Genomic DNA, 20332 nt, shown 5'->3' with positions numbered 1-20332 from the left:
ATCTCATTACCTCCTGTCTGACTCTCGACCCACGAGAGAAATTTCTCCTTGGGAACCACCAGGCGCGAACCGATTCTCAGCACAGGAAAGTCCTCCTGATGCAGCAACTCATAGGCCCCCGCAACTGAAATCCCCAAGACTTCTGCCACTGTTTTCGCGTTGAGAAACAGTGGCAGTTCGTCATAACTTTTGAACTTTGATTGAACCACTCCGCACCTCCTAAAAAATATCTTGACTTTTCTGTCCGCTTGCTGTAGACTAATTTTTAAAGACAGTTTGATTTACCGGCCGTCATATGGTAACACATGGCAGCTCATTTGTCAAGGACAATTTCAAAAATATTTTTATCTTTTCAAAAGGAGTGCAACCAAGATGGCTGACTATCTGTTCAACACCTACTTTGAAGAGGGCCGCGAGTATTTTGTCTACAAAGATTTGATGTTCGAGCGCTCGCACAAAAAAGAAAAAGACTTTCCATTTCTGGAAAGCCTTTTAAGGTTCACCTATTTAGACATCTGGCCGATGGATAACCTGTTTAAGGAAATGGACAAGGCCCTGCTGAATTTTTATCGGGAACGCGACTTTGATTCGCAGGCTGCTGTGATGAGTGCTCTGGAGGAGCTTGCGAATAAACACATTTATTTCGAGTTTTTACGTCTCGACTGGCAGGCGCGGTTCCGCTATATGGATCATCACCCGGATGAGGACGTGTACAAATATCTCCCACACAAGCAGTTGCGGCACATTCCCAGCGACCTGGACACTTTGCAAAAACAAATCATGCGTTTGTTCCAAGATGTACTGGATATCGACGACGGCAAGAAGAAACCTGTGCATGAAAAGCTGCAAGCCTACCTCGACAAGGAGAAAAGAAACCCACTCTATGCCTATCAGTTCAAACCAATCTCTACAACCTATGAGCGAACCGGCAACGGTACTTTTGCCGAAGTCCTCCACCCTACCTCCCTCTCTGACCTCGTCGAGTTCTCCATCCGCGAGTGCGTCAAGCGGGAACAGCGTATGCGTACCTGCTCCTATTGCGGCAAATATTTTGCTATCCCCCGGCGCAACACAGCAGAGTTCTGCAACCTGACTGTTGACGAGAATGGGCATACTTGCCGTGAGGTCGGCGCGGTAAAGCGCTGGGCGGAGAAGAAAAACTCGGACGAGCTGTTCAAGGAGTATCGCCGGGAGTACAAGAAACGCTTTAACTGGATAAAGGCCGGGAAGATAAGCCCCGGAGCGTTCTATGCCTGGAGTGCCACGGCAAAGGGTAAGCGTGACGAGTGCGCCGCCGGCAAAATGTCTTTTGATGAGTTCAAGAAGTGGCTGGCAGAATCGTGAACCGCTTTTCTTTGGTTTGCGGCGCAGATTTTGATGGGAGGTGTACCCCATGACCGATGACTTCATCCGTATACTAGAGGAGTCCTACAAGCAGGAGACATCTCGTTTAGACCGAATCCTGCCAACTCTCATGCCTGACGAGTATCGCCTTACTCCAGACATAGAGAGTTCCCTTGCCAACGGCACCTACCAATTCCCAGATGTCAGCGAGGTGCGCACCGACAAGCGCGTCCTCACTCGCAAGCAGGACTATTTCTCTGCAAAGGTGCACGTGCGGCGCACACCTCTCTACTTCCACCGACACGAGTTTGTGGAGATGCTCTATATGTACCGGGGCCGGTGCCTCCAATTTATCGAGAACCTGGGCACTTGCATCACGCTCCATGAGGGCGACGTATTCCTGCTGAATCAGAACGTCATCCATGCCCTCCTGCAGGAGGACGAGAGTGCGGTGCTTATCAAAATAATCATCCCAACAGGTACGCTCTCCCAGAATATCCTTCTACAGCTTGGCAGGCAGCAGGCCGGATTCTGGACAGGCATCGGGGAGTATTACCACTATTTGCACTATACCGGCTATACAGCCGATGAGAAATTGTTCGTGGAACGCATGATGGCTGAATACTATAGCCAAAACCCATATAAAGAAGTGGCCGAAACCAGCTGGTTACAGCTCATGCCCATTTCCCTTTCCAGCCGGGTAGGGGACGAGCGCCGGTATAAGCTGGGGCACAGTTCGGTGGATATGGGGCGCATCACTGAATATGTCTATGAGCATAGCGAGACTGTGACTTTAGAGGAGCTTGCACGAGTCTTTTCATTCAGCTCAAGCTATCTCAGCCGCTTGATCAAGGAGGGGTGCGGCATGAATTTCCTTGACCTGTTGCGGGAGTGCCGGCTTGAAAAAGCTGCCGCCCTGCTGTCAGCTACGGATTATCCTATTGGGAAAATAGCGGAGCTCGTGGGTTATAGCAGTGCCACGTCAGTCTACCAGGGCGTGCGGGAGAAGTTCGGTATGTCACCCACGGAGTACAGAGACAAATATAGTCAAATCAATAGAGAGCATACCACAAATGAATAGATAGACAAAACTCCCCCTTGCTGATAAAATAAGCTTGGCAAGGGGGAATTTTCGTGCGTAATAAGTTGGAGGGCCCGGTGGGACGGCTCATGCTCTCGCTCTGCACCCAGACCACCTTTTCGCTCCTTTTGTACCATGCGTACAGCCTGACGGACACCTTCTTCGTCGCAAACGGCGTGGGCGGCACAGCCAGCGGGGCGGTGGGCATATTTGCCCCGGTGCTGACGCTGGTGAACGGTATCAGCTCCACCCTGGGCACAGGCGGCGGTTCGGTGATATCCCGGAGCCTAGGGGCCGGGGACGGCCACAAAGGCCGGGCGGTGGTGGGGTGCATGATGTTTGTATGGCTATTGAGCTCAACTGTCATAACCGCTGCTGGGCTGGCGCTTTTGGAGCCGTTGCTGGATATTTTGGGCTGTACTTCTGAAATACACCCATATGCGCTGGATTATGGCAGAATCATGCTGCTGAGCACCGTTGTCAGCACAGGCTTTTCCAGCATTATGCGCGCCCAGGGGGACATCGGCTATTCAACATTGCAGTGGAGCGGGCCTGTGCTCATAAACCTTGTCCTTGACCCGGTGTTCATCTATGGCTTTCGCTGGGGTATCTCCGGAGCGGCGCTGGCAACGCTTATCGCCCAGCTTTTCTCGGCGGCAAACAGCGTATACTACTTTTTCTTCCGCAAGAAAACGCCCTGCCGAGTGTCGTTTCATGATATCCGTTGGAACGTGTCCGCCTGCAAAGAGATAGTCTCGGTGGGCCTGCCTGCTTTCCTGGGGAGCCTGGGCAGCTCTCTGGTGGGGACGCTTGGCAATCAGGTGCTGGGGGCTGTGGGCGGCACGGCGGCAATCAGCGCTTTCACTATTGTCAGCCGGGTGCAGAGCTTTGCGTCCACGCCCTTCTCCGGGGTCATGCAGGGCATACAGCCCATGCTGGGGTTTGATTTTGGGCGGAGAAGCTATGCCCGGATAAAGCGCACAATAATGTATGCGTTTCGGTTTGCGCTTGCTTATGGCGTTTTCGCGGCGGTCGTGCTATACTTTACCTCAGAGCAAATCATTGCTCTGTTTGACAAAGAACTGCTCACTCAAGGCGGCGCCGCTTTACGGGTACTCTGCTGGGCGCTGCTAACTGCCGGGTTCATGCCAATAGTCCAGGCATACTTGCAGGCATTGGGGAAGGGGAGACAGGTGCTGTTTCTCTCCCTGGGGGGCGCATTTCTCATCCGCCTGCCCGCCCTGCTGATAGCTGGAGTGTTTCAGACCGTGGAAGGAGTATGGTGGGCACTGGCGGCAAGCGATTGGCTCATAGCTCTGTGGGTCGTGATAAATTACATAAATCAAAGGGGTGCTATAGATGAAAAGTCTGACAAAAAACGAACAAAGCCCGGAGACTATTGAGCACATGGTAGAGATCTGCTTTCCTGGCAGAAAGATGACGGGTTATACGGAGCTTACCGAGGGATATTTTAACGTGGCCTATGAGATAGAGCTGGACGGTGGCGAGCGGGTCATTCTGAAAGTTGCGCCCGCACCCAGCGCCATAGTAATGACCTATGAAAAGAACATCATGTACAGCGAGGTGGAGGCCATGAAAGCCGCTAAAGCCGCAGGCTTACCGGCACCGGCGGTGCTTGCGTATGATGATAGCCGCACTATCTGCGGGTCAACCTATTTTTTCATGGAGAAACTGCCGGGGCAGAGCCTCCATTCCATAAAAGGCAGTTTGACTGAAAGGGGGATTGCAGAGATTAACCGTCAAGTGGGCTCCATAAACCGAAAAATAAATGACATAAGATATCCGCGCTTTGGCTATCCTGGACAGACGGAGTTCCAGGGCAATGAGTGGTTTCCGGTGTTCCGCAAAATACTGGAAGCCGGGGTTCGGGACGCTGAGAATGGTCGTGTGGACGTGAAGATAAACATTGACAAGCTTTGGCAGGTTCTTGAGCATGACCGTTCAATATTCGAAGAAGTCACCGAACCCCGGCTGGTGCATTGGGACTGCTGGGACGGCAACATCTTTGTGGAGAACGGAAGGGTCACGGGCATCATCGATTGGGAGCGGAGCCTCTGGGCCGACCCGCTGATGGAGGTTGGGTTCCGTACCTACGCGCAAAATGCGGACTTCCTGGCTGGGTATGGAATGGGAGAGCTGACGGCCAGTCAACAGCGGCGGGCGCTGTGGTATGACGTGTACCTGATGCTGTTGGTGTCGCTGGAATGCGAGTACCGGAAATATGAGACGATGGATATGTATGAGTGGTCAACGGGAGTTTTAGCGCGGCAGTTTGAGAAATTAGAGGGAGCGTTATGACAAAAGATGAGCTGATTGAGGATTTTTATAAGTATTATGAGGAACTGAAAACCGTGCTGAAGAGCGTTGATATTGACAGGATAAGAGAACTTTCGCTGGAAGTGCACGCTATGGTTCACCTGGCTGAAGTTTCTGGGAAAACCGATAAAACCATTGCTGGCTATGCTCTCGAATCCATACGTTCTGGTGAGCAGAATCGGGTAGTGTCACGAGAAACTTGCGAATCAGACCTGCATTACGCTGGCACAAAGCAGGTCCCATTGTGCTGGCAGTTATGGCACACATATCGTATTGAAGACTTGGTAAGCAATATTTTGATGGCAAACTAGAGCCAGGTCTTTAACGATGGGTAGCAGAGAAAAATTGGCTCAACTATCAGTGACACCGGCAACGCACTGGAATTCGACAAGGCTGTGGCCTGGGGGAAGGGGATAGACGTCTATGCTTTGCGAGACTATATGCTGGCGGTGGGCAGGAACACCCGAAAGATACTTCGCAACCTGACTCTGGAACAAGTTTGGTCGATGGTGCCGGAGGTGCGGGTCATGCGGATTCTTGAGGTGGGTGGTGTGACGATGGATTTTCGGTCGGTGTGGCCGCTGGTGTTCTGGGGACGGCTGACCGGTGGAGGGATGATTTTGACACCAGTAACCGGGCACCACATAATACATCTGCCGCAGTGTGTTTGGTTGATATGAAGGGAGTCTTTTCTTTGTTTAGCAGCGCAATTATTGAGAGCGGCTTTGGGACTTTTGCCTGTGGCTTTGCTTTAGATTTTGGCGCTTGACCCACACGCGGAAAAACTGTGTGGAAACAGTGGGAGAAATACCGCTAGATACCATCTCAAAGGGTATAAAAAACGCCCAAACAGTGCCGGACAGCACCGCTTGGACATATCTCAGTGCGTTGGTAAGGATGAGGTCTCCAGTTCGAATCTGGATAGCAGCTCCACAAAAACCCCGTAAGACTGCGGTCTGCGGGGTTTTTGTTTTGTCTAATAGGCTTTCAAAATTGGGCTTGACCCACATTCTGACCCACACGCGGAAATAAGCGGAAACGGCTAGGAACTTCCGGAGAGGAAGTCCCAGCCATTTTGCGGCTCTTGACCCACTTTTATCTGACCTGATTCATAAAATTTCCCATCTTCTCAGCGGCCTGCTCCTGCTTTTGGCGGGTGGCGTGGGTGTAGGTGCGGAAGGTAAACCCTGCATCGTAGTGGCCCAGCATACTGCTGACGGTTTTTACGTCCATACCATTTTGGAGTGCAGTTGTGGCGAAAGTGTGCCCTTATGGCATAATGAGGACAAACCAGAAAAGCCCGGAATTTCTAGGGGATTCGGATTTGTCCTTATTCTTTTTCCAAGAAAAAAGAGGCGAAAGGAGGCCATAAGGGGCAACGCTCAAAAGAAACGTGTCACATAAAGGATAAAAATAGAATTAAGAAAAAACCATATTCTTTACTTAATTATCAAGAAAAAGGGATAAAGATTAGAACAATTCGAAATGCGTATGATGTGATTCTTCTGGACTGCTGCCCCTCGTTGGGGATGCTTACCATCAATGCCCTGTCTGCGGCAGATGAAGTCCTGATACCCATGCAGGCCCACTTCTTGTCATTGAAAGGCATGGAACAGCTCATGGGAACGATCGGGAGAGTGAAACGGCAGATCAACCCCACTCTCACGATCAGTAGTATTTTAATCACCATGGCGGATATGAGAACCACCTATTCGCAAGGAATCTTGGAACTGCTGCGGGGTACATACGGCGATCGGCTAAGAATTTTCGACACCACTATCCCTCGCTCCATTTGCGCTTAATAGTTAACGATACTATGATATCGTTAACTATAAAACCAGCGCCGAGGACTGCAACCAAAATGGCCGGCGCTTGCTTAATCAGCGCACCGGCCCTTTTCATAATATGCTTTTTCCAACAAGAAAACCCACATAGCCCATTATACCAACTTCTGATACCCTACGCACTTAAGCGCCCGGTCAAACGCGGCCTTATACCGCTGATGGTATACCTGGGTGAATTCCCCGGCATAGATAGCCAGACGGCCGTTGAACCCGGTTTTGAACCGGTAAACCCCGTAGTTGGGGTGGTTGGCGTCATACCAATAGGGCACGCCCTGGAAGTCGTAAATGCTGCACCCAGACTGCACAGCCCAGCGGATCATCTCCCACTGCATCAGGTAGTTGGGCATGACCTCCCGGTGGGCAGAGGTAGAGGCCCCATACACATAGCAGGTGCGGCCTCCATACTGCACGCATATGGCCCCGGATAGGGGCTGGCCCTGGTACTCGCACAGGTACAGGCGGCAATGGTCCCCCAGTGCGTCCATCATACGGGCAAAGTATTCCCGCTTGCGCCCCTGGAAACCGTCGCGGATATGGGTTTCCTCCATAAGCCGCTGAAAATCGCCCAGACGCTCTTTGCCGTAAGCCCGGCAAGTAACGCCCTTGCGCTGGGCCAGCCGGATATTATACCGGCACTTGCTCTTAAAGGACTGCATCAGTTCATCTTCGCTGCGGCCACCTAGTTCCAAAATATAGTTGCTCCGGCACTGGATGGTCAGGTCGTCCGGCTGCCAGGGGATGAACTGTAGCCCGGCCCTGCGCATGGCGAACACTTTTCCGCTTTCCGATTCCTCTACCATAGGATCCAGCTTGCAGGAGTAGGCGTGGTATTTCTTTGCCAACTCCTCCAGCCCTGCCAGGATGTCCTGGAGGACATAGGGATCGCTATAGTCGCACACAGGCCCACGGGGCGCGTATAGGAAAGACTTGAACGGTGGCGGGAACTTTTTCACCAGTACCAGGGCGGTGCCCTGTATTTCTCCCCGGCCGTCCCGGGAAATAATGGCCTCATGGTACCAGCCCCGTTTTACGCCACACCACCGTACCGACTGGGTAAAGTTGCCGCCATGGCTTTCCACAAATCTTTCATATTCATAAACCGCCGTCAGGTTCGTAAAATCTAAGAATTCCATCGTATCACCCTTTCGCTGTTCTGCCTATTAGACGGGCTCCCCTGCGAAAAGGTAAGCTGCCGGGAAATTTTTTTAATCCCGGCAACAGATATCAATATAGTAGAAATACTGGTCAAAAGAAGGGTAGAAATAGAGGCCCACAGGCGTATATAATGGTATATAGCGGGGCCCCCGGTAAGGCTATACGCCGTCCCGGAAGGTCTGTCGGAAAGCTTTGGGCGGGCAGCCATACCGTTGGGTGAACAGCCGGTAAAACAGGCTGGGGCTGTTGAAACCGCACAGGGCGCTCACTTCCAGCACAGGGATGTCCTGGGCCAGCAGCAGGTCTACCGCATGGCTTAAGCGCTTGGCATTGACAAACGCCGTGGGCGTAACCCCCAGGTACCGCCGGAAGGAACGGTTCAAGTGCTCTTGGGAGAGGTTGGCCAGCGCCAGCATCCGGGGCAGGCCGGGCACAAAATTTTCTGGCCGGTCCATCTGGTCCAGCAGTTGGGACAGCCACTGGGGCAGGCGTTGCTCTTCCTCCGGCATGGCCAGGAACAGCCCTACCAGATAGGGAAATACGCTCAGCATATGCAGGTAAGAGATGTCCGGGTTGGCAATGCTTTGGTTTTCCAGCAGCTTTCTCCGGGCGTCCCGCAGGGCACTGCCGGAGAGCACCCGTAGCGGGGACACCGGCGGCGCGTCAAAGGGCTGGGGGCTAACCCCCAGGTACTGGCACAGGCGCAGAAACACCGGGTAGGGTATGCCGATGTTAATGATCTCAAAGTCACTGTCATTGAGCAGTTCGTACTTGTGGGCATCGCTGGGGCGTATCAGTGCCAAAGAGCCTTCTGTCAGCAGTTGGGTCTGGCCGTTTACCACATGGACAGCGCTACCCTGGGGAACCAGGAACAGTTCATAAAAGTCATGGGTGTGCAGCCGGTAGGTAGAGTGTACCCCAAACTGGTGCAGGGCCTTGCCCCCTGCCTGGCGCATATCCTCCTCGGTTTGACGCAATAGGACGGGTTCGTCGGGTAGGGGCTGTAGATCGGCTGGGAGCGGCATGGTGGGGCCTCCTTCTTTCAGGATGCGGGAGCGGCTTATGCCCCCATTATACGGTCAACAGGGCTAAAGCGCAAGAGGTAATATCAATAAAAAAGAAAGGGAGAGTACGATGGCAAGAACCGATATAGAGAAACTGCGGGAAGTACTGGAGTTCACCCGCATTTACAGGGAGAACGAGGACATCTGCCTGCGGGAGGCCAGATGCCTTGGCTACCAGTTGGCGCATATCATGGTGCCTATGGATGAAACGGACGGTATTGCCGGCCGGTACGAGCACGGTTTTGTGGGGTTTAGTTCCCAGGCCGGAGGCTACTCGGCCTTAGGGGCAGGGTATACCTATTACTTCAAAGACTTCGAGTTTGTCAACGCTATGCAGCATTGTGCCGGGGAATTGACCGCCGCTGAGAATGCGGACCTGCAAGCGGCCCAACTTTTCTGGCGGGAGGAGAACACCTCCCGTAAGCTGGACCTGGCCTTTGCCCACCGGCACGGCTATGTCCCGGCCAAAGGCTACCCTGCCCCCGGCGTGGGTAACTGTGATTGCCGGGTAGCAGGTACCAACCTGGATTTTGAAAAGCTGATCACCCTGGGCTTTGACGGCCTGGAGGAGGAAATTGACGGGAAGGTGGCGGAGAATGGGCCCTCTACCTTTTACCAGGCGCTGAAAATGTGGATAGAAAGCCTGCGCCAGGTCTGTGCCCGCTACCGCCGCCAAGCCCTGGAGTTAGCGGCCCACAGCAGTTCTGGGGAGGCCCGGCGGCGGTTCCTGGCTTTGGCCGATGCCCTGGAGCATATCCAGCACCAGCCCCCGCAGACCTTCTTGGAGGGCGTACAGTTGATGTGGATCTACTCTGTCTGCTGCGACCTGATGAACTATGGCCGCATGGATGACTACCTGGGCCCCCTGTACGCTGCCGGGCTGGACAAAGGCACCCTGACAGAGGAGGAAGGCATTGCCATCATCCTGGCCCTATATAAGCATTTCCGAGAAATCAACAAAATCCACGACTGCCGGGTGATCATCGGCGGCGTAGGCCGTAAGCACCCCCAGGCAGCCGACCGGCTGGCAATGGCTATTATGGAGGCTACCCGGCGTTTCCGGGAAGCGGTACCCCAGCTAACCCTGCGCTACTATACCGGCATGGACGAGGCGGTTTTTGAAAAGGCAATGCAGGTCAACGCCGAGGGGGTCACTTTCCCCATCCTCTACTCGGACGACACCAATGTGCCCGCTGTGCAACAGGTGTATGGCGTTACCCTGGAGGAGGCCCAGCAGTACGTGCCCTTTGGCTGCGGCGAGTATGTGTTGGCCGGGTACAGCGTGGGCACCCCCAATAACGGCATCAACGCGCTGAAAGCTTTGGACCTGGCCCTGCACAATGGGCGCGATTCCTTCCACAACGTGGCCTGCGGCCCCCATACAGGAGAGTTGGCCGGGCTGGACAGCTTTGAAAAGCTGTACCAGGCGGTATTGGATCAGCTACAGCCCGTGATAGAGCGGTTTGCAGAGCATAAGTTCCTGAACTACCAGGTGGCGGGGGAGAACGCCCCCTACCTGCACCTGAGCCTGCTGCTCAACGATTGTGTGGGGCGGGGCAAGCCGGTATTCCAGGGGGGCGTGCGGTACCTTAATGCCTCCAGCGAAACCTTTGGGGTTATTAGCTGCGCGGACAGCCTCACCGCCATACAGGAACTGGTGTTCCGGCAGGGCCGGTTGACGCTGGAGGAGCTGGTGCAGGCTTTGGACAGTAATTTTGAGGGCTATGAAGAAGTACACCGCCTTTGCCTGGACGCGCCCAAATACGGGAACGACAATGACCTGGCGGACGGCATGGCCCAGCGGCTGTTCAACGATATGGCCCGCATGACCATAGAGGCCGGGGAAAAGGCAGGGTTGCACCGCTATAACATCGTCAGCGTCAACAACTCCATGAGCGCGGAGTGGGGGAATTTCTGTGCAGCCTCAGCCTGTGGGCGCAAAAAAGGCAGCCCAATGGCCAATGCCAACGGCCCCTCTCTGGGCGCCGATAAGTGCGGTATTACCGCCCTGCTGAACTCCATGTCCAAGTTTGACAACACCTGCCATGTGGGGGTTATCAACAATGTGCGCTTTACCAAAGAACTCTTTGCACAGGCCGGGGATAAGGTCGCGGCGATACTGAAGGCTTTCTTCCAGAATGGCGGTGTGCAGGCCAACCTGTGTGTGGTGGGGCGTGAGGATTTAGAAAACGCCATGGTACACCCGGAGAACTACCAGAACCTGATGGTGCGCATCGGCGGGTTCAGTGCCCGGTTTGTCACTCTGAGCCCCATTGTGCAGCGGGAGATTTTGGAGAGGACCACCTATGACGCATAAGGACAACGCCCTGATTTTTGATATCCAGCGCTTTTGCGTGTACGATGGGCCGGGTATCCGCAGTACGGTGTTCTTTAAGGGCTGCAATATGCGCTGTGCCTGGTGCCATAACCCGGAGAGTTTTTCCGACCAGCCGGAACTGCTGTTCCGCCGGGAAAAATGCACCCTTTGCGGCGCCTGTACTGTGTGCCCAAACGGCGCCCAGCAGGTGCAGGGCTCGCAGCGGCATTTCCTGCGGGAAAACTGCACGGCCTGTGGCCAGTGCGCTGCCCGCTGCCCAAACGGGGCACTGGAACTTTCCGGCCAGGAGATGACAGTGGAGCAGGTCATGGAGGTTTTACGGAAGGATGCGAAGTATTACGTCTCCTCCGGGGGCGGCATCACCCTTTCCGGCGGCGAGGCCTCCCTTTGGTTTGATTTTGTTTGCCGGCTGCTGTCTGTCTGCCGGGAGGAAGGGTTCCATACGGCCCTAGAAACCAACGGGCTTATCCCACCCCAGCGGTTGCAGGCCCTGATCCCCCTGACCGGGCTGTTCCTCTTTGACTGCAAGCATACAGACCCCCAGCAACACCGCCGCTGGACTGGCGCGCCCTTGGAACCGGTACTGGAAACCCTGAACGCCCTGGATGCCGCGGGGGCACAGGTTATCCTGCGCTGCCCCATCATCCCCGGCGTAAATGACACCCATGCCCATTTTGATGCCTTGCGGGCCCTGCGGGGCCGGCACCCCTGCATCCGGCAGGCGGAGGTCATGGCCTACCATGACATTGGCAAAAGCAAATGGGAAGCTTTAGGCAAGCCCTACTCCTTGGAGGAGTTAAAGACTGTCCCCCCGGATCAGAAACGCCGGTGGCAGGCACAGTTGGACAGTGAAGGAACATAGAAAAGGTATAGCAAAGGGCAGGACCCCTGATACTTTCAGGGGTCCTGCCCTTTTTGGTAGCCAGCTAAATAGCGGCTATTGCCATTTATTTGGTGCTGCCCTTAGCAATTTCCATTACATCGGGGTTCTCTTCCAGATACTTGGCAAACTGGGTACGGTACTCTTCCAGGTACTTATCCAGGCCGGCGGCCTTCAGTTTCTCAATGGCCGCGTCAATGTTCTCCTCGTAGGGGATCATGCCGATCTTGATGGGGTAGATGGAGGCAATGATCTCGGTCTGCAAGTTGGTCAACTCGGTGGTCACATTGCTGGAGTCAAACAGGAACCCGGCAATGGGGGAAACCACATAGTTGTCAGCCTTGTAGTTCATGTAGTCCAGGTACTCGTCGGTAGCAACGGCCGAGTCATAACGCATATAGGGCATATAGCCGGTCATCCAGGTATCCAGTTGGTACAGGGCGTCACCGTTCTCGTTCTTCATCTCGTCAGAGCGGGAGAACATACCGGTGCCCTCATCCGTAAAGTATACGCCCTCGGTGCCCAGGTGGAACAGGTCATGGTTCTCCTGGCTGGCATACAGCCAATCCAGGAACTTCAGGCCAGATTCCGGGTTCTCGGAGGTAGCGGAGATAGCGTTCAGGTTCTGCACAAAGGTGTAGACCATTTCGGGCTTGTCAGGGCACATCTTCACTCAGTCGGCGGTAACGTCCTTCAGGTCGGTGTTCTGCATGATGATCTTGGACTCAGAGGGGTCGAAGGTCTGGGAGGGCAGGAAAGCGCCCAGCTTGGCCTCGTCATACATGGCAGAGTGGTCGATGTTCAGCACGTCGGGGTTCACCAGGCCGTCCTGGTACATCTTGTAGTAAGTTTCGCAGTCCTTCTTGAACTCCTCGCTCTCGTAGAAGGAGTCGATGGTGCCGTCCTGCCGGGCGATAATCAGGCCCAGGCTGTTCTCCACGTAGAAGGGGTAGGTGTCATAGGTCCTGTGCAGCCAGTGGGCGGTATCCTGGTTCTGGTGGAACCAGTTGTAGGCCTTAATGCCGGTTTCCTCCAGGATGTAGTCCTGGCTCTTCTTCATCAGGTCCAGCACATCGTCCACGCTCTCGGCGGGGAACTCTTCATAGCCTACCGCCTTCATGACGTCGGTACGCAGGTTCATGTAGGACATGGTGTTGTCAAAACTCCGCCAGGAGCAGGGCACGGCATAGTGGTCGCCGGCATAAACAGCGCCCAGCCACTCGTTTTCGGTGAAACGGCCCACCAGGTCGGGGTATTTCTCCAGCAGGTCATCCAGGGGGATAATGGCCCCCATGCCGGCAATAGAGGACAGGTTCTTTACGTCCTGCATCACGTGCAGCAGCTCGAATTCCTCACCGGTGGTCAGCATCAGGTTCAGTTTCTCGGCATAGGAATCCCAGGGGATACGCTGCACGGAAACCTCAATGTTCACACCGTCAGCCTGCAGCTTTTCGTTAACGGCTGCGATACCCTGCTCGTACTCGTCAGGCAGGTTGCCGGGCTGCACAATGCGCATGGGGTGGATCTCCCCGTCGTCCCCGTCTGTGCCAGCCTCGGAACTCTCCGGGGACTCTTCCGAACTGTCCGGGGTGCTCTCGCTACTGCCGGAACTTTCCGGCGCAGAGCTGGTAGAACTGCCACTGTCATTGCCGCAGGCAGCGAACAGGGACAGAACCAGGGCCATCGCCAGCAGCAGGGCGGCGATCTTCTTCACGTTCTTCATAGCTTTCGTCTCCTTCATATAGGATAGTATATTGTTTCAACAGGCCAACGCCTGGTAAAACCAAAGGGATATTACGTCAGGGTAAGGGGCGGCCGTTTCACGGCCGAGGATAACTCTGTGGCTTGGCCCAAAGGGCCAACGTGCCGCCAGGGCAGGAGTTATCCGATACGCCTGCGCAGCAGGTGGCGGCCGTTTCACGGCCGAGGAAAACTCCGTGACTTGGCCCAAAGGGCCAACGTGCCGCCAGGGCAGGAGTTTTCCGATACGCCTGCGCAGAAGGCGGCGGCCGTTTTACGGCCGAGGAAAACTCCATGACTTGGCCCAAAGGGCCAATGTCATCAGCCCTTTACCGCGCCAATCACCATACCCTTCACAAAGTATTTTTGTAGGAAGGGGTACAGCAAAATGATGGGCCCCATGGTGATGACCGAGGTGGCCATCTTAAAGCTTTCCTTAGGGGGCGCACTCCGGGTAGCGCCCTGGGCCACCTTCTGCATAGCGGTGATCTCCGACTGGATCTTCAAGAGCATCATTTGCAGGTTGTAGTACTTCTGGTCATTGATAAGCATGACGCAGTTAAAGTAGTTGTTCCAGTAGCCTATGGCGTAAAACAGGGCGATGGTGGCCAACACAGGCATACACAGGGGCAGGTAGATCGTAAAGGCGATGCGTACCTCCCCGGCCCCGTCGATACGGGCAGATTCATTCAGGGCGTCCGGGATGCCCCGCACAAAGTTGCGCACCAGGAACATATTAAAGGGGGAGAATAGCAACGAGGGCACGATCAGGGCCCATATATTGTCATAACAGCCCACCATCTTAGAGATCATATACCAGGGCACCATGCCCGCGGAGAACACCATGGTGATGTAGAAGTAAAGGGCCAGCCCGTTGCGGTAGCGGCACTGCTTGTTGGCCAGGGTATACCCCGCGCCAAAGGTGACAAGCGACGCGATCAGGGTGCCTACCACCGTGGCAAAGCCTGTTACTTGGTAGGCCCTGGGCACATTGGAGGACTTGGAAAACAGGCGCTGGTAGGCGTCAAGGGACCACTGGGCAGGGAAGAAGGAATAGCCGTTGATGGTGATGGACTTCTCCTCGGTGAAGGACACAATGATAACGAGGATGAAGGGGACCAGGCAGGCCAGGGCGAACAGTACCACAAAAAAGTAGATGAGGAACTGGCCCAGCTTTTCCCCGTTGCTGGTCTGTATTTTATTCCGGGTTTTTGCACCGGCCGGATTGGCAGACATAGGGCAAAACTCCTTTCAAAGTTTCCGTTTTTATGCAGATAGGGGGGCTTGTTTTGGCGTTTCGGCATGGTTGGTGGCGCTACCGGTAGCGCCACACAGGGAAACCGTACGGTTTCCCTTATGCTTTCCTGATGGGCAGAAAGATAGCCTGTTGGCAGGGCCGTAGAGGGCTTAGAACAGCGCCCCGTCCGGAAAATGCCTGCGCACGATCCAGTTAGAGGTGAACACCAAAATAAAGCCCACAATGGACTGGTACAGCCCTACAGCCATAGAGAGGCTGGGATCGCCGGTGTTTTTAAAGGTGCGGTACACATAGGTGTCAATGACCTCGGCAATGGGCATCAGGGAACTGTTGTCCCGGATGATGGCGTACATCATGCCAAAGTCCCCGTAGAAGATACGGCCCACAGACATCAAGGTTAAAATGCAGATGGTGGGCATCAGCAAGGGCAGGGTAATGTAGCGGATCCGTTTCCAGCGGGTGGCCCCGTCGATGTAAGCCGCCTCATACAGCCCTTCATCAATGCCGGTGATAGCCGCCAGGTAAACAATGGCGTTGTAGCCGGTGGTTTTCCAGATGTTCAAAATCAACAGGATAGGGTACCAGTAGCCTGGATCGGCGTAGAAGTTGATCTTCTGCCCGCCCATGCTAATGATGATGTTGTTGATGAGCCCGTTGTCTGTGCCCAAAATGCCCTGCAACATATAGCTGACAATGACCCAGGAAATAAAGTAAGGGAACAGCATAAAGGACTGGGAGGTCTTTAGCAGCTTTTTGGCGTGTACCTCGTTCAGGGCAATAGCCAGGGCCACGGCGCAGACAGTGCCCACAGCCAAAAACAGCACGTTGATGACCAGCGTGTTGCGGGTGATGGTCCAGGCCCAACTGGATTTGAAGAAGTACTCAAAATTCCGTAGGCCCACAAAGGGGCTGCAAATGCCGGTCTTGTAGTTGAACTTCTCAAAAGCAATGGCCATGTAGGGCAGGGACATATACGAGAAGATGAAGGTGTATATCATCGCGGGCAAGACCAGCAGATAGAGGAATTTGTTCCTCCACAGTTCTTTTAGCGGGTTGACCCGCCGGTGCGGCGCGGCCGCCGGTTTTTTGCTCATGGCTCCTTATCATCCTTTCCTGTCAGCCGGGCCCCCCAAGCGGTGTGTAAACCACCGCTTGGCAGATATCCGGCCGGCACTTTTGACTGCTTATTTTATAACACAAAAATATAGCTAATGTAAACTTTTACTATTTGCTTTTTCTCCACTTTTTTCGGTTATGAGTAAAAATTGCAGTTTTTCACTACTCAATTTTGGAGCAAAAACTCCACTTTTTTGCACAAACGCCTTTTTAGAGTATAAAAATTGTTCCGATTCGAAAAAAACGGGCATAAAGTTCTTGCCGCAGGAGGCGCGCTGCTACAGAAGGGTTGACTTTTTTTGAAATGCTGATATACTGACTAATATATGCTATAGGGGCCTATCGTATGGCCAAGACCATGAGGCCTGCCGTCTGAGGGGGTAGATGGGATGAAAGTGAAACTGCAAAGGAAAGAGATGCTCAGCCGGACCTACCTGTGGTCCTTTTTTGCACTGGTTATTATAATCGACTCCCTGATTACCGTGGCCCTGTTTTCTGTTTACAGTGCAGCCCAGCTCTCTACGGCCACCAACAACTCTGTTGGCCAACTGGAGCAGGTATGTACCTCCACGGACATCCTGTTCGAGTCAATGGAGGCCGTGGTCAACCAGTTGGCGAATGATTCGGACACAGCCACGTTCCTGCTGGATTCTTCGACCAACCGCCTGCGGGAAGCGGCGGTAGGGCAGAAGATACGCACCATCTGCACGGCAAACCCCTATTTGCGGTATATTACCCTATATAATGATACCAGCAAGCGCTTTGTTTCCAGCGCTTACGCGGGGGATGACATCAAACTGAACGCCCAGGAGTTCTACGCGCACCTGGGCGATCAAGCCTATGCCTGTTATTTTAGGCCCATTGGCGATTCTTATAATGTGCAGCCTAACAAAAACGCGATGGCCTATACCTTTGTATTCCGCATCCGGCTTAAGCCCAATAACACCTCCTCGGATCTGGTGATCATCGACGTGAACGACAGCTACTTCAGCAATGCGCTGGCGCCTATCCGCATGGAAGAGCAGGAGCAAAGGGTGCTGCTACAGGGCGCCCAGGGGAACTATGTGGCGGAAATGTCCGCAGCCCCGGCCCAGCGGCTGTTCTCTGTAAAGGCCGGCAGCCAGGAGGTGGATTTCCCCGGCGCCAGCGGGGCGGGTACTTCCGGCTCGCTGACATACCGTTCGGCGGGGCGCTACTGGTTTACCACCTATGTGCGCAGCGAGAAGGTGGGCTGGACTTTCTACAATATTCTACCCTATCAGACAGTGCTGGCGGGGTTGGTAACGCCCGCGGTCCTTACCCTCACCATGACACTTTTGACCCTGGCTTTTGGCTATATGCTCTCCTGCAAGCTTAGCGCCCATCTCTATCAGCCGATTAAGGCCCTGTATGAGGACTTTGTAGACGGCACCAGTGGCAAGAAAGGCAACGAGCTGGAACTGCTGAGCCGGGCTTTCTCCGAGATGTACTCAAAGGTAGATGAACTGGAACGGGGCCTGATTGCCTCATTCCACGAGTCAAAAAACCTTTATTTACGGGCCCTGCTCCATGGCGAAGAGGAGCGGGTGCGGGCGGCCGGGCCGGCCTACCAGCGGTTGGGTATTGATTTGCAGTCGCCCTATTATGGGGTGGTTTGCCTGGAGTGCGTGCCCCAACAGGCTGCCGCCGAAGAGGAAGGACGGAAGGAGAACCTGTTTATCTCCTACTACGCGCTGGAAAACATTACCCGGGAGCTGATGGCCCCGGCGAAGGGCATTGAGTTTTTGCGTACCGGCGAAAACCACTTTGCCGTGCTCCTTTTTTTGCAGGAAAACCAACTCAATGCCCAGTTGCACAAGGGGTTGGACACCATTGCCGAACTGATGCCCAGGGAGTTCCATATTGACGTGAGTATTTGTGTGGGGCAGGTGGTGGATTCCTGGACGGACATTAACCTGGTGTATGAGCAGGAGCAGATTGCCCTGCACGCCCGGACAGCCAGCCACTATGGGCGGGTATTCTCTACCTGGGATGTGCCGGAGGCCATGAGCAGCAACCTATATGATAGCAGCCTGCACGCCCGCCTGGCTGACCATGTGCGAAGTGGCGACATGGATGCCTGCGCAGGGGAGTTTGACCAGGCGCTGGCAGCCATGAAAGAGATCAGTTTTAAGTCGGCGCGCACCTATTTCCGCCATGTGCTTATGTCCGTGCTGGATGTGTTTTTTGCCGCCCTGGAGCGGGATGACGGGCTTTTTACCCAAATGATGGAGCGCCTGGACAGCCTGGATGGATGCGAGAATGTGCGGGCCCTGCGTACGGTCTTTCTGGGGCTGCTGTCCTCGCTGAGCCACCAGCTATCTGTAGAGCGGAAAAACAGCAACCAGGACGCTGCCCTGCGGGCAAAAGAGTACATTGACCACCACTTTGCCGACCCAAGCCTTTCCCTGCGTATGCTGGCAGAGTATGTCCAGCTCTCCCCGGCCTACTTGGGCAAGGTGTTTGCTGCCGTGACCACCTTTACCTTCAATGATTATGTCAACCACATACGCCTGACCAAAGCCGCGCAGATGTTGCAAGAAACCCGGCTACCGGTAGGGAAAATCAGCGAAGAAGTGGGCATATTGAACACCAATTATTTCTATGCCCTGTTCAAAAAGCGCTATGGGATGACGCCCTCCGCGTACCGCAAGGCGGGGCCGGGCACTTAAACCGGGGGGCTGGAGCAAAAGGAAAAAGTCTTCTGTCCCAATCGGAAACTTGTTTGAAAATGAGAGAAAATGACGGAAATTGCCCATAATTGGCCAAATTTTGAGGGAGATTCCCGTCAACCTGACGGTTGACAGGGGTTTTCCACACAGAAGATGGCCAATTATAGGCAAAAAACGCGTTCTCAGTTTTTCAAGTAAGCGTGGGGGCGGAGGGCTTTTCATCTGCCCGGAAGGGCTGGCTCAGCAGTAGAATTCCATAGGATAGGTGGGGAATTGGAGGGGTTCCAGGGCATCGACCGTAACAAGCCCTGCCGGGGCCAGCAGCACGCTGGGGATGCGGTTGACCACGGTGGCACAGGTATGCTCTACGGTGGCGGGCTTGACTACGTGGAATTCGGTGGCGGGCTCACCGGTGATGGTCCAGTCGCACATATCGCCGTCGCCGGGAGCGTAGACTTTGCCGATGCACTGGGTTTCGATCACCGGGCCCTGGAAGGTTTCGGTGGTGACGACGGCGGCCATGCCGATGCAGTTGCCTTTGGGGATGGTGGCGCCCATAGTAGTTGAGTACAAGTCGCTGTGGTGGAAATAGGGCACGCATTTCTGGGTTTGGCGCTTGATGGTCCAGCCCAGTTTGGCGGCGAGGGCCTCGTTGGAGTTCCAGACGTAAGAGGGCTCCAGCACCTGGGGGTGGGCGATCTGCGCCTCGAACTCGCCGGGGGTGAGCATGACGCCGTGGGCCTTGGCCAGGGCCAGGCCGTAGTCCTCCACATTATAGCTGACCGCACCCTGGATTTTGTGGATATGGTGGCAACTGGCCGCTACCAACCCCACCATATTGACCCAGAAGGTATCCTCCATGCCGCTGCCCACCAGGGTGCAGTTATGGGCTTTGGCCAGCACATCCAGGGCGTTGGCGCGCACCGGGTCGGTGGTCCAGCAGTAGGTGGCCTCTTCACAGGTGGTGATTACGTTGATGCCCCGTGAGAGGCACTTGACATAGTGGTCATAGCAGTCGCTAACCAGGCTGAACAGGGTGACAATGGCCACGTCCGCGTCGCAACTGTCCAGCACCGCGTCGGCATCGCTGCTGATGAGCACCCCGGTTTTCATGCCCAGGCCGGCATAGTCGCCTATGTCCATGCCCACGATGTTGGGGTCTACGTCAATAGCCCCCACAATTTGTACCCCGTGCTCATACATATAGCGCAGGGTGAACTTGCTCATTTTGCCGCAGCCGTACTGTACGGCCCTGATCTTTTCCATACGAATAGACCTCCTGTCGTCCGGTTATTGCCCCCCCCCTGTGCATGAGGGCCCGGCGGGCCCTACCCCTAGTATGGGACGGGCAGGGGGGAATCATGCACAGGGGGCCGGAAAAGAGGGGACCGGGCGGGAGGCCGCTTTTGGGCGGGAAAATACCTGTATATAGGCGCGGAAGGTGGAAAATCAACCAAATACGGTGGTTTTGGCGTGTGGTAAGCA

At 54.7% G+C, this 20332-nt stretch carries 18 protein-coding genes and 1 pseudogene; 9 read left to right on the top strand and 10 right to left on the bottom strand.

What is annotated here, in order from left to right; translation table 11 throughout:
- The coding region (locus U8U01_RS07790; RefSeq protein ID WP_322173121.1) for a helix-turn-helix domain-containing protein at positions 1 to 209 on the bottom strand (209 nt) is incomplete at its 3' end.
- 163 nt (positions 210 to 372) lie between these two features.
- Between U8U01_RS07790 and U8U01_RS07785 the strand changes: the two genes are divergently transcribed.
- From U8U01_RS07785 to U8U01_RS07765, 5 genes are read left to right on the top strand one after another with little or no spacing between them, the layout of a single operon-like run.
- Positions 373 to 1344, top strand: coding sequence for a DUF6076 domain-containing protein (locus U8U01_RS07785; RefSeq protein ID WP_322173119.1), 972 nt, complete (start codon positions 373 to 375; stop codon positions 1342 to 1344).
- 49 nt (positions 1345 to 1393) lie between these two features.
- Positions 1394 to 2425, top strand: a complete 1032-nt coding sequence (locus tag U8U01_RS07780) for an AraC family transcriptional regulator (RefSeq protein WP_322173117.1) — start codon at positions 1394 to 1396, stop codon at positions 2423 to 2425.
- Positions 2426 to 2478: 53 nt separating this feature from the next.
- Positions 2479 to 3828, top strand: a complete 1350-nt coding sequence (locus tag U8U01_RS07775) for an MATE family efflux transporter (RefSeq protein WP_322173115.1) — start codon at positions 2479 to 2481, stop codon at positions 3826 to 3828.
- The gene (locus U8U01_RS07770) at positions 3785 to 4744 is read left to right on the top strand and encodes a phosphotransferase family protein (protein WP_322173113.1); all 960 of its coding nucleotides are present in this window, start codon (positions 3785 to 3787) and stop codon (positions 4742 to 4744) included. The genes U8U01_RS07775 and U8U01_RS07770 overlap by 44 nt, the downstream gene beginning before the upstream one ends.
- Positions 4741 to 5073: a hypothetical protein gene (locus U8U01_RS07765; RefSeq protein WP_322173111.1), complete on the top strand. Its 333-nt coding sequence runs from the start codon at positions 4741 to 4743 to the stop codon at positions 5071 to 5073. The genes U8U01_RS07770 and U8U01_RS07765 overlap by 4 nt, the downstream gene beginning before the upstream one ends.
- A gap of 125 nt (positions 5074 to 5198) precedes the next feature.
- Here the strand turns inward: U8U01_RS07765 and U8U01_RS07760 are convergent, their stop codons facing one another.
- Positions 5199 to 5408 (bottom strand): hypothetical protein, encoded by a 210-nt coding sequence (locus U8U01_RS07760; protein ID WP_322173109.1) that lies wholly within the window; start codon positions 5406 to 5408, stop codon positions 5199 to 5201.
- 449 nt (positions 5409 to 5857) lie between these two features.
- Positions 5858 to 6028: pseudogene (locus U8U01_RS07755) on the bottom strand (tyrosine-type recombinase/integrase); the annotation flags it as partial.
- A 50-nt stretch (positions 6029 to 6078) separates the two neighbouring features.
- Between U8U01_RS07755 and U8U01_RS07750 the strand changes: the two are divergent.
- A complete protein-coding gene (locus tag U8U01_RS07750; protein WP_322173126.1) occupies positions 6079 to 6564 on the top strand; it encodes a ParA family protein in 486 nt (161 codons plus the stop codon).
- Between the two features lie 137 nt (positions 6565 to 6701).
- Here U8U01_RS07750 and U8U01_RS07745 read toward each other — a convergent pair whose 3' ends face one another.
- Together U8U01_RS07745 and U8U01_RS07740 are read right to left on the bottom strand one after the other, a co-directional pair.
- Complete coding sequence (locus U8U01_RS07745; protein WP_322173107.1) at positions 6702 to 7739, bottom strand: lipid II:glycine glycyltransferase FemX; 1038 nt, start codon at positions 7737 to 7739, stop codon at positions 6702 to 6704.
- 180 nt (positions 7740 to 7919) lie between these two features.
- Entirely contained in the window at positions 7920 to 8786 is an 867-nt protein-coding gene (locus tag U8U01_RS07740; protein WP_322173105.1) for a helix-turn-helix transcriptional regulator, read from the bottom strand.
- A gap of 109 nt (positions 8787 to 8895) precedes the next feature.
- Between U8U01_RS07740 and U8U01_RS07735 the strand changes: the two genes are divergently transcribed.
- Positions 8896 to 11142 carry a pyruvate formate lyase family protein gene (locus U8U01_RS07735; protein WP_322173104.1) on the top strand — a complete coding sequence of 749 codons (2247 nt, stop codon included), beginning with the start codon at positions 8896 to 8898 and terminating at the stop codon, positions 11140 to 11142.
- Complete coding sequence (locus U8U01_RS07730; protein WP_322173103.1) at positions 11132 to 12025, top strand: glycyl-radical enzyme activating protein; 894 nt, start codon at positions 11132 to 11134, stop codon at positions 12023 to 12025. The genes U8U01_RS07735 and U8U01_RS07730 overlap by 11 nt, the downstream gene beginning before the upstream one ends.
- A gap of 85 nt (positions 12026 to 12110) precedes the next feature.
- Here U8U01_RS07730 and U8U01_RS07725 read toward each other — a convergent pair whose 3' ends face one another.
- The 4 genes from U8U01_RS07725 to U8U01_RS07710 all read right to left on the bottom strand — a co-directional run bounded on the left by U8U01_RS07725 (position 12111) and on the right by U8U01_RS07710 (position 16135).
- Positions 12111 to 12710, bottom strand: a complete 600-nt coding sequence (locus tag U8U01_RS07725) for a DUF3502 domain-containing protein (RefSeq protein WP_322173124.1) — start codon at positions 12708 to 12710, stop codon at positions 12111 to 12113.
- A gap of 6 nt (positions 12711 to 12716) precedes the next feature.
- Positions 12717 to 13784 (bottom strand): ABC transporter substrate-binding protein, encoded by a 1068-nt coding sequence (locus U8U01_RS07720; RefSeq protein ID WP_322173101.1) that lies wholly within the window; start codon positions 13782 to 13784, stop codon positions 12717 to 12719.
- A 320-nt stretch (positions 13785 to 14104) separates the two neighbouring features.
- Positions 14105 to 15019: a carbohydrate ABC transporter permease gene (locus U8U01_RS07715; protein ID WP_322173099.1), complete on the bottom strand. Its 915-nt coding sequence runs from the start codon at positions 15017 to 15019 to the stop codon at positions 14105 to 14107.
- A 171-nt stretch (positions 15020 to 15190) separates the two neighbouring features.
- The gene (locus U8U01_RS07710; RefSeq protein ID WP_322173097.1) at positions 15191 to 16135 is read right to left on the bottom strand and encodes an ABC transporter permease; all 945 of its coding nucleotides are present in this window, start codon (positions 16133 to 16135) and stop codon (positions 15191 to 15193) included.
- 411 nt (positions 16136 to 16546) lie between these two features.
- Between U8U01_RS07710 and U8U01_RS07705 the strand changes: the two genes are divergently transcribed.
- Positions 16547 to 18847, top strand: a complete 2301-nt coding sequence (locus U8U01_RS07705) for a helix-turn-helix domain-containing protein (RefSeq protein ID WP_322173095.1) — start codon at positions 16547 to 16549, stop codon at positions 18845 to 18847.
- 240 nt (positions 18848 to 19087) lie between these two features.
- On the opposite strand, the gene U8U01_RS07700 is transcribed toward U8U01_RS07705, so the two are convergent.
- Positions 19088 to 20113: an NAD(P)H-dependent amine dehydrogenase family protein gene (locus U8U01_RS07700; protein WP_322173094.1), complete on the bottom strand. Its 1026-nt coding sequence runs from the start codon at positions 20111 to 20113 to the stop codon at positions 19088 to 19090.
- Between the last annotated feature and the right edge of the window lie 219 nt (positions 20114 to 20332).

This window comes from Acutalibacter caecimuris (assembly GCF_034335085.1).
Lineage (GTDB): Bacteria > Bacillota > Clostridia > Oscillospirales > Acutalibacteraceae > Acutalibacter > Acutalibacter caecimuris.
This window is presented reverse-complemented; position numbering and strand designations above follow the sequence as displayed.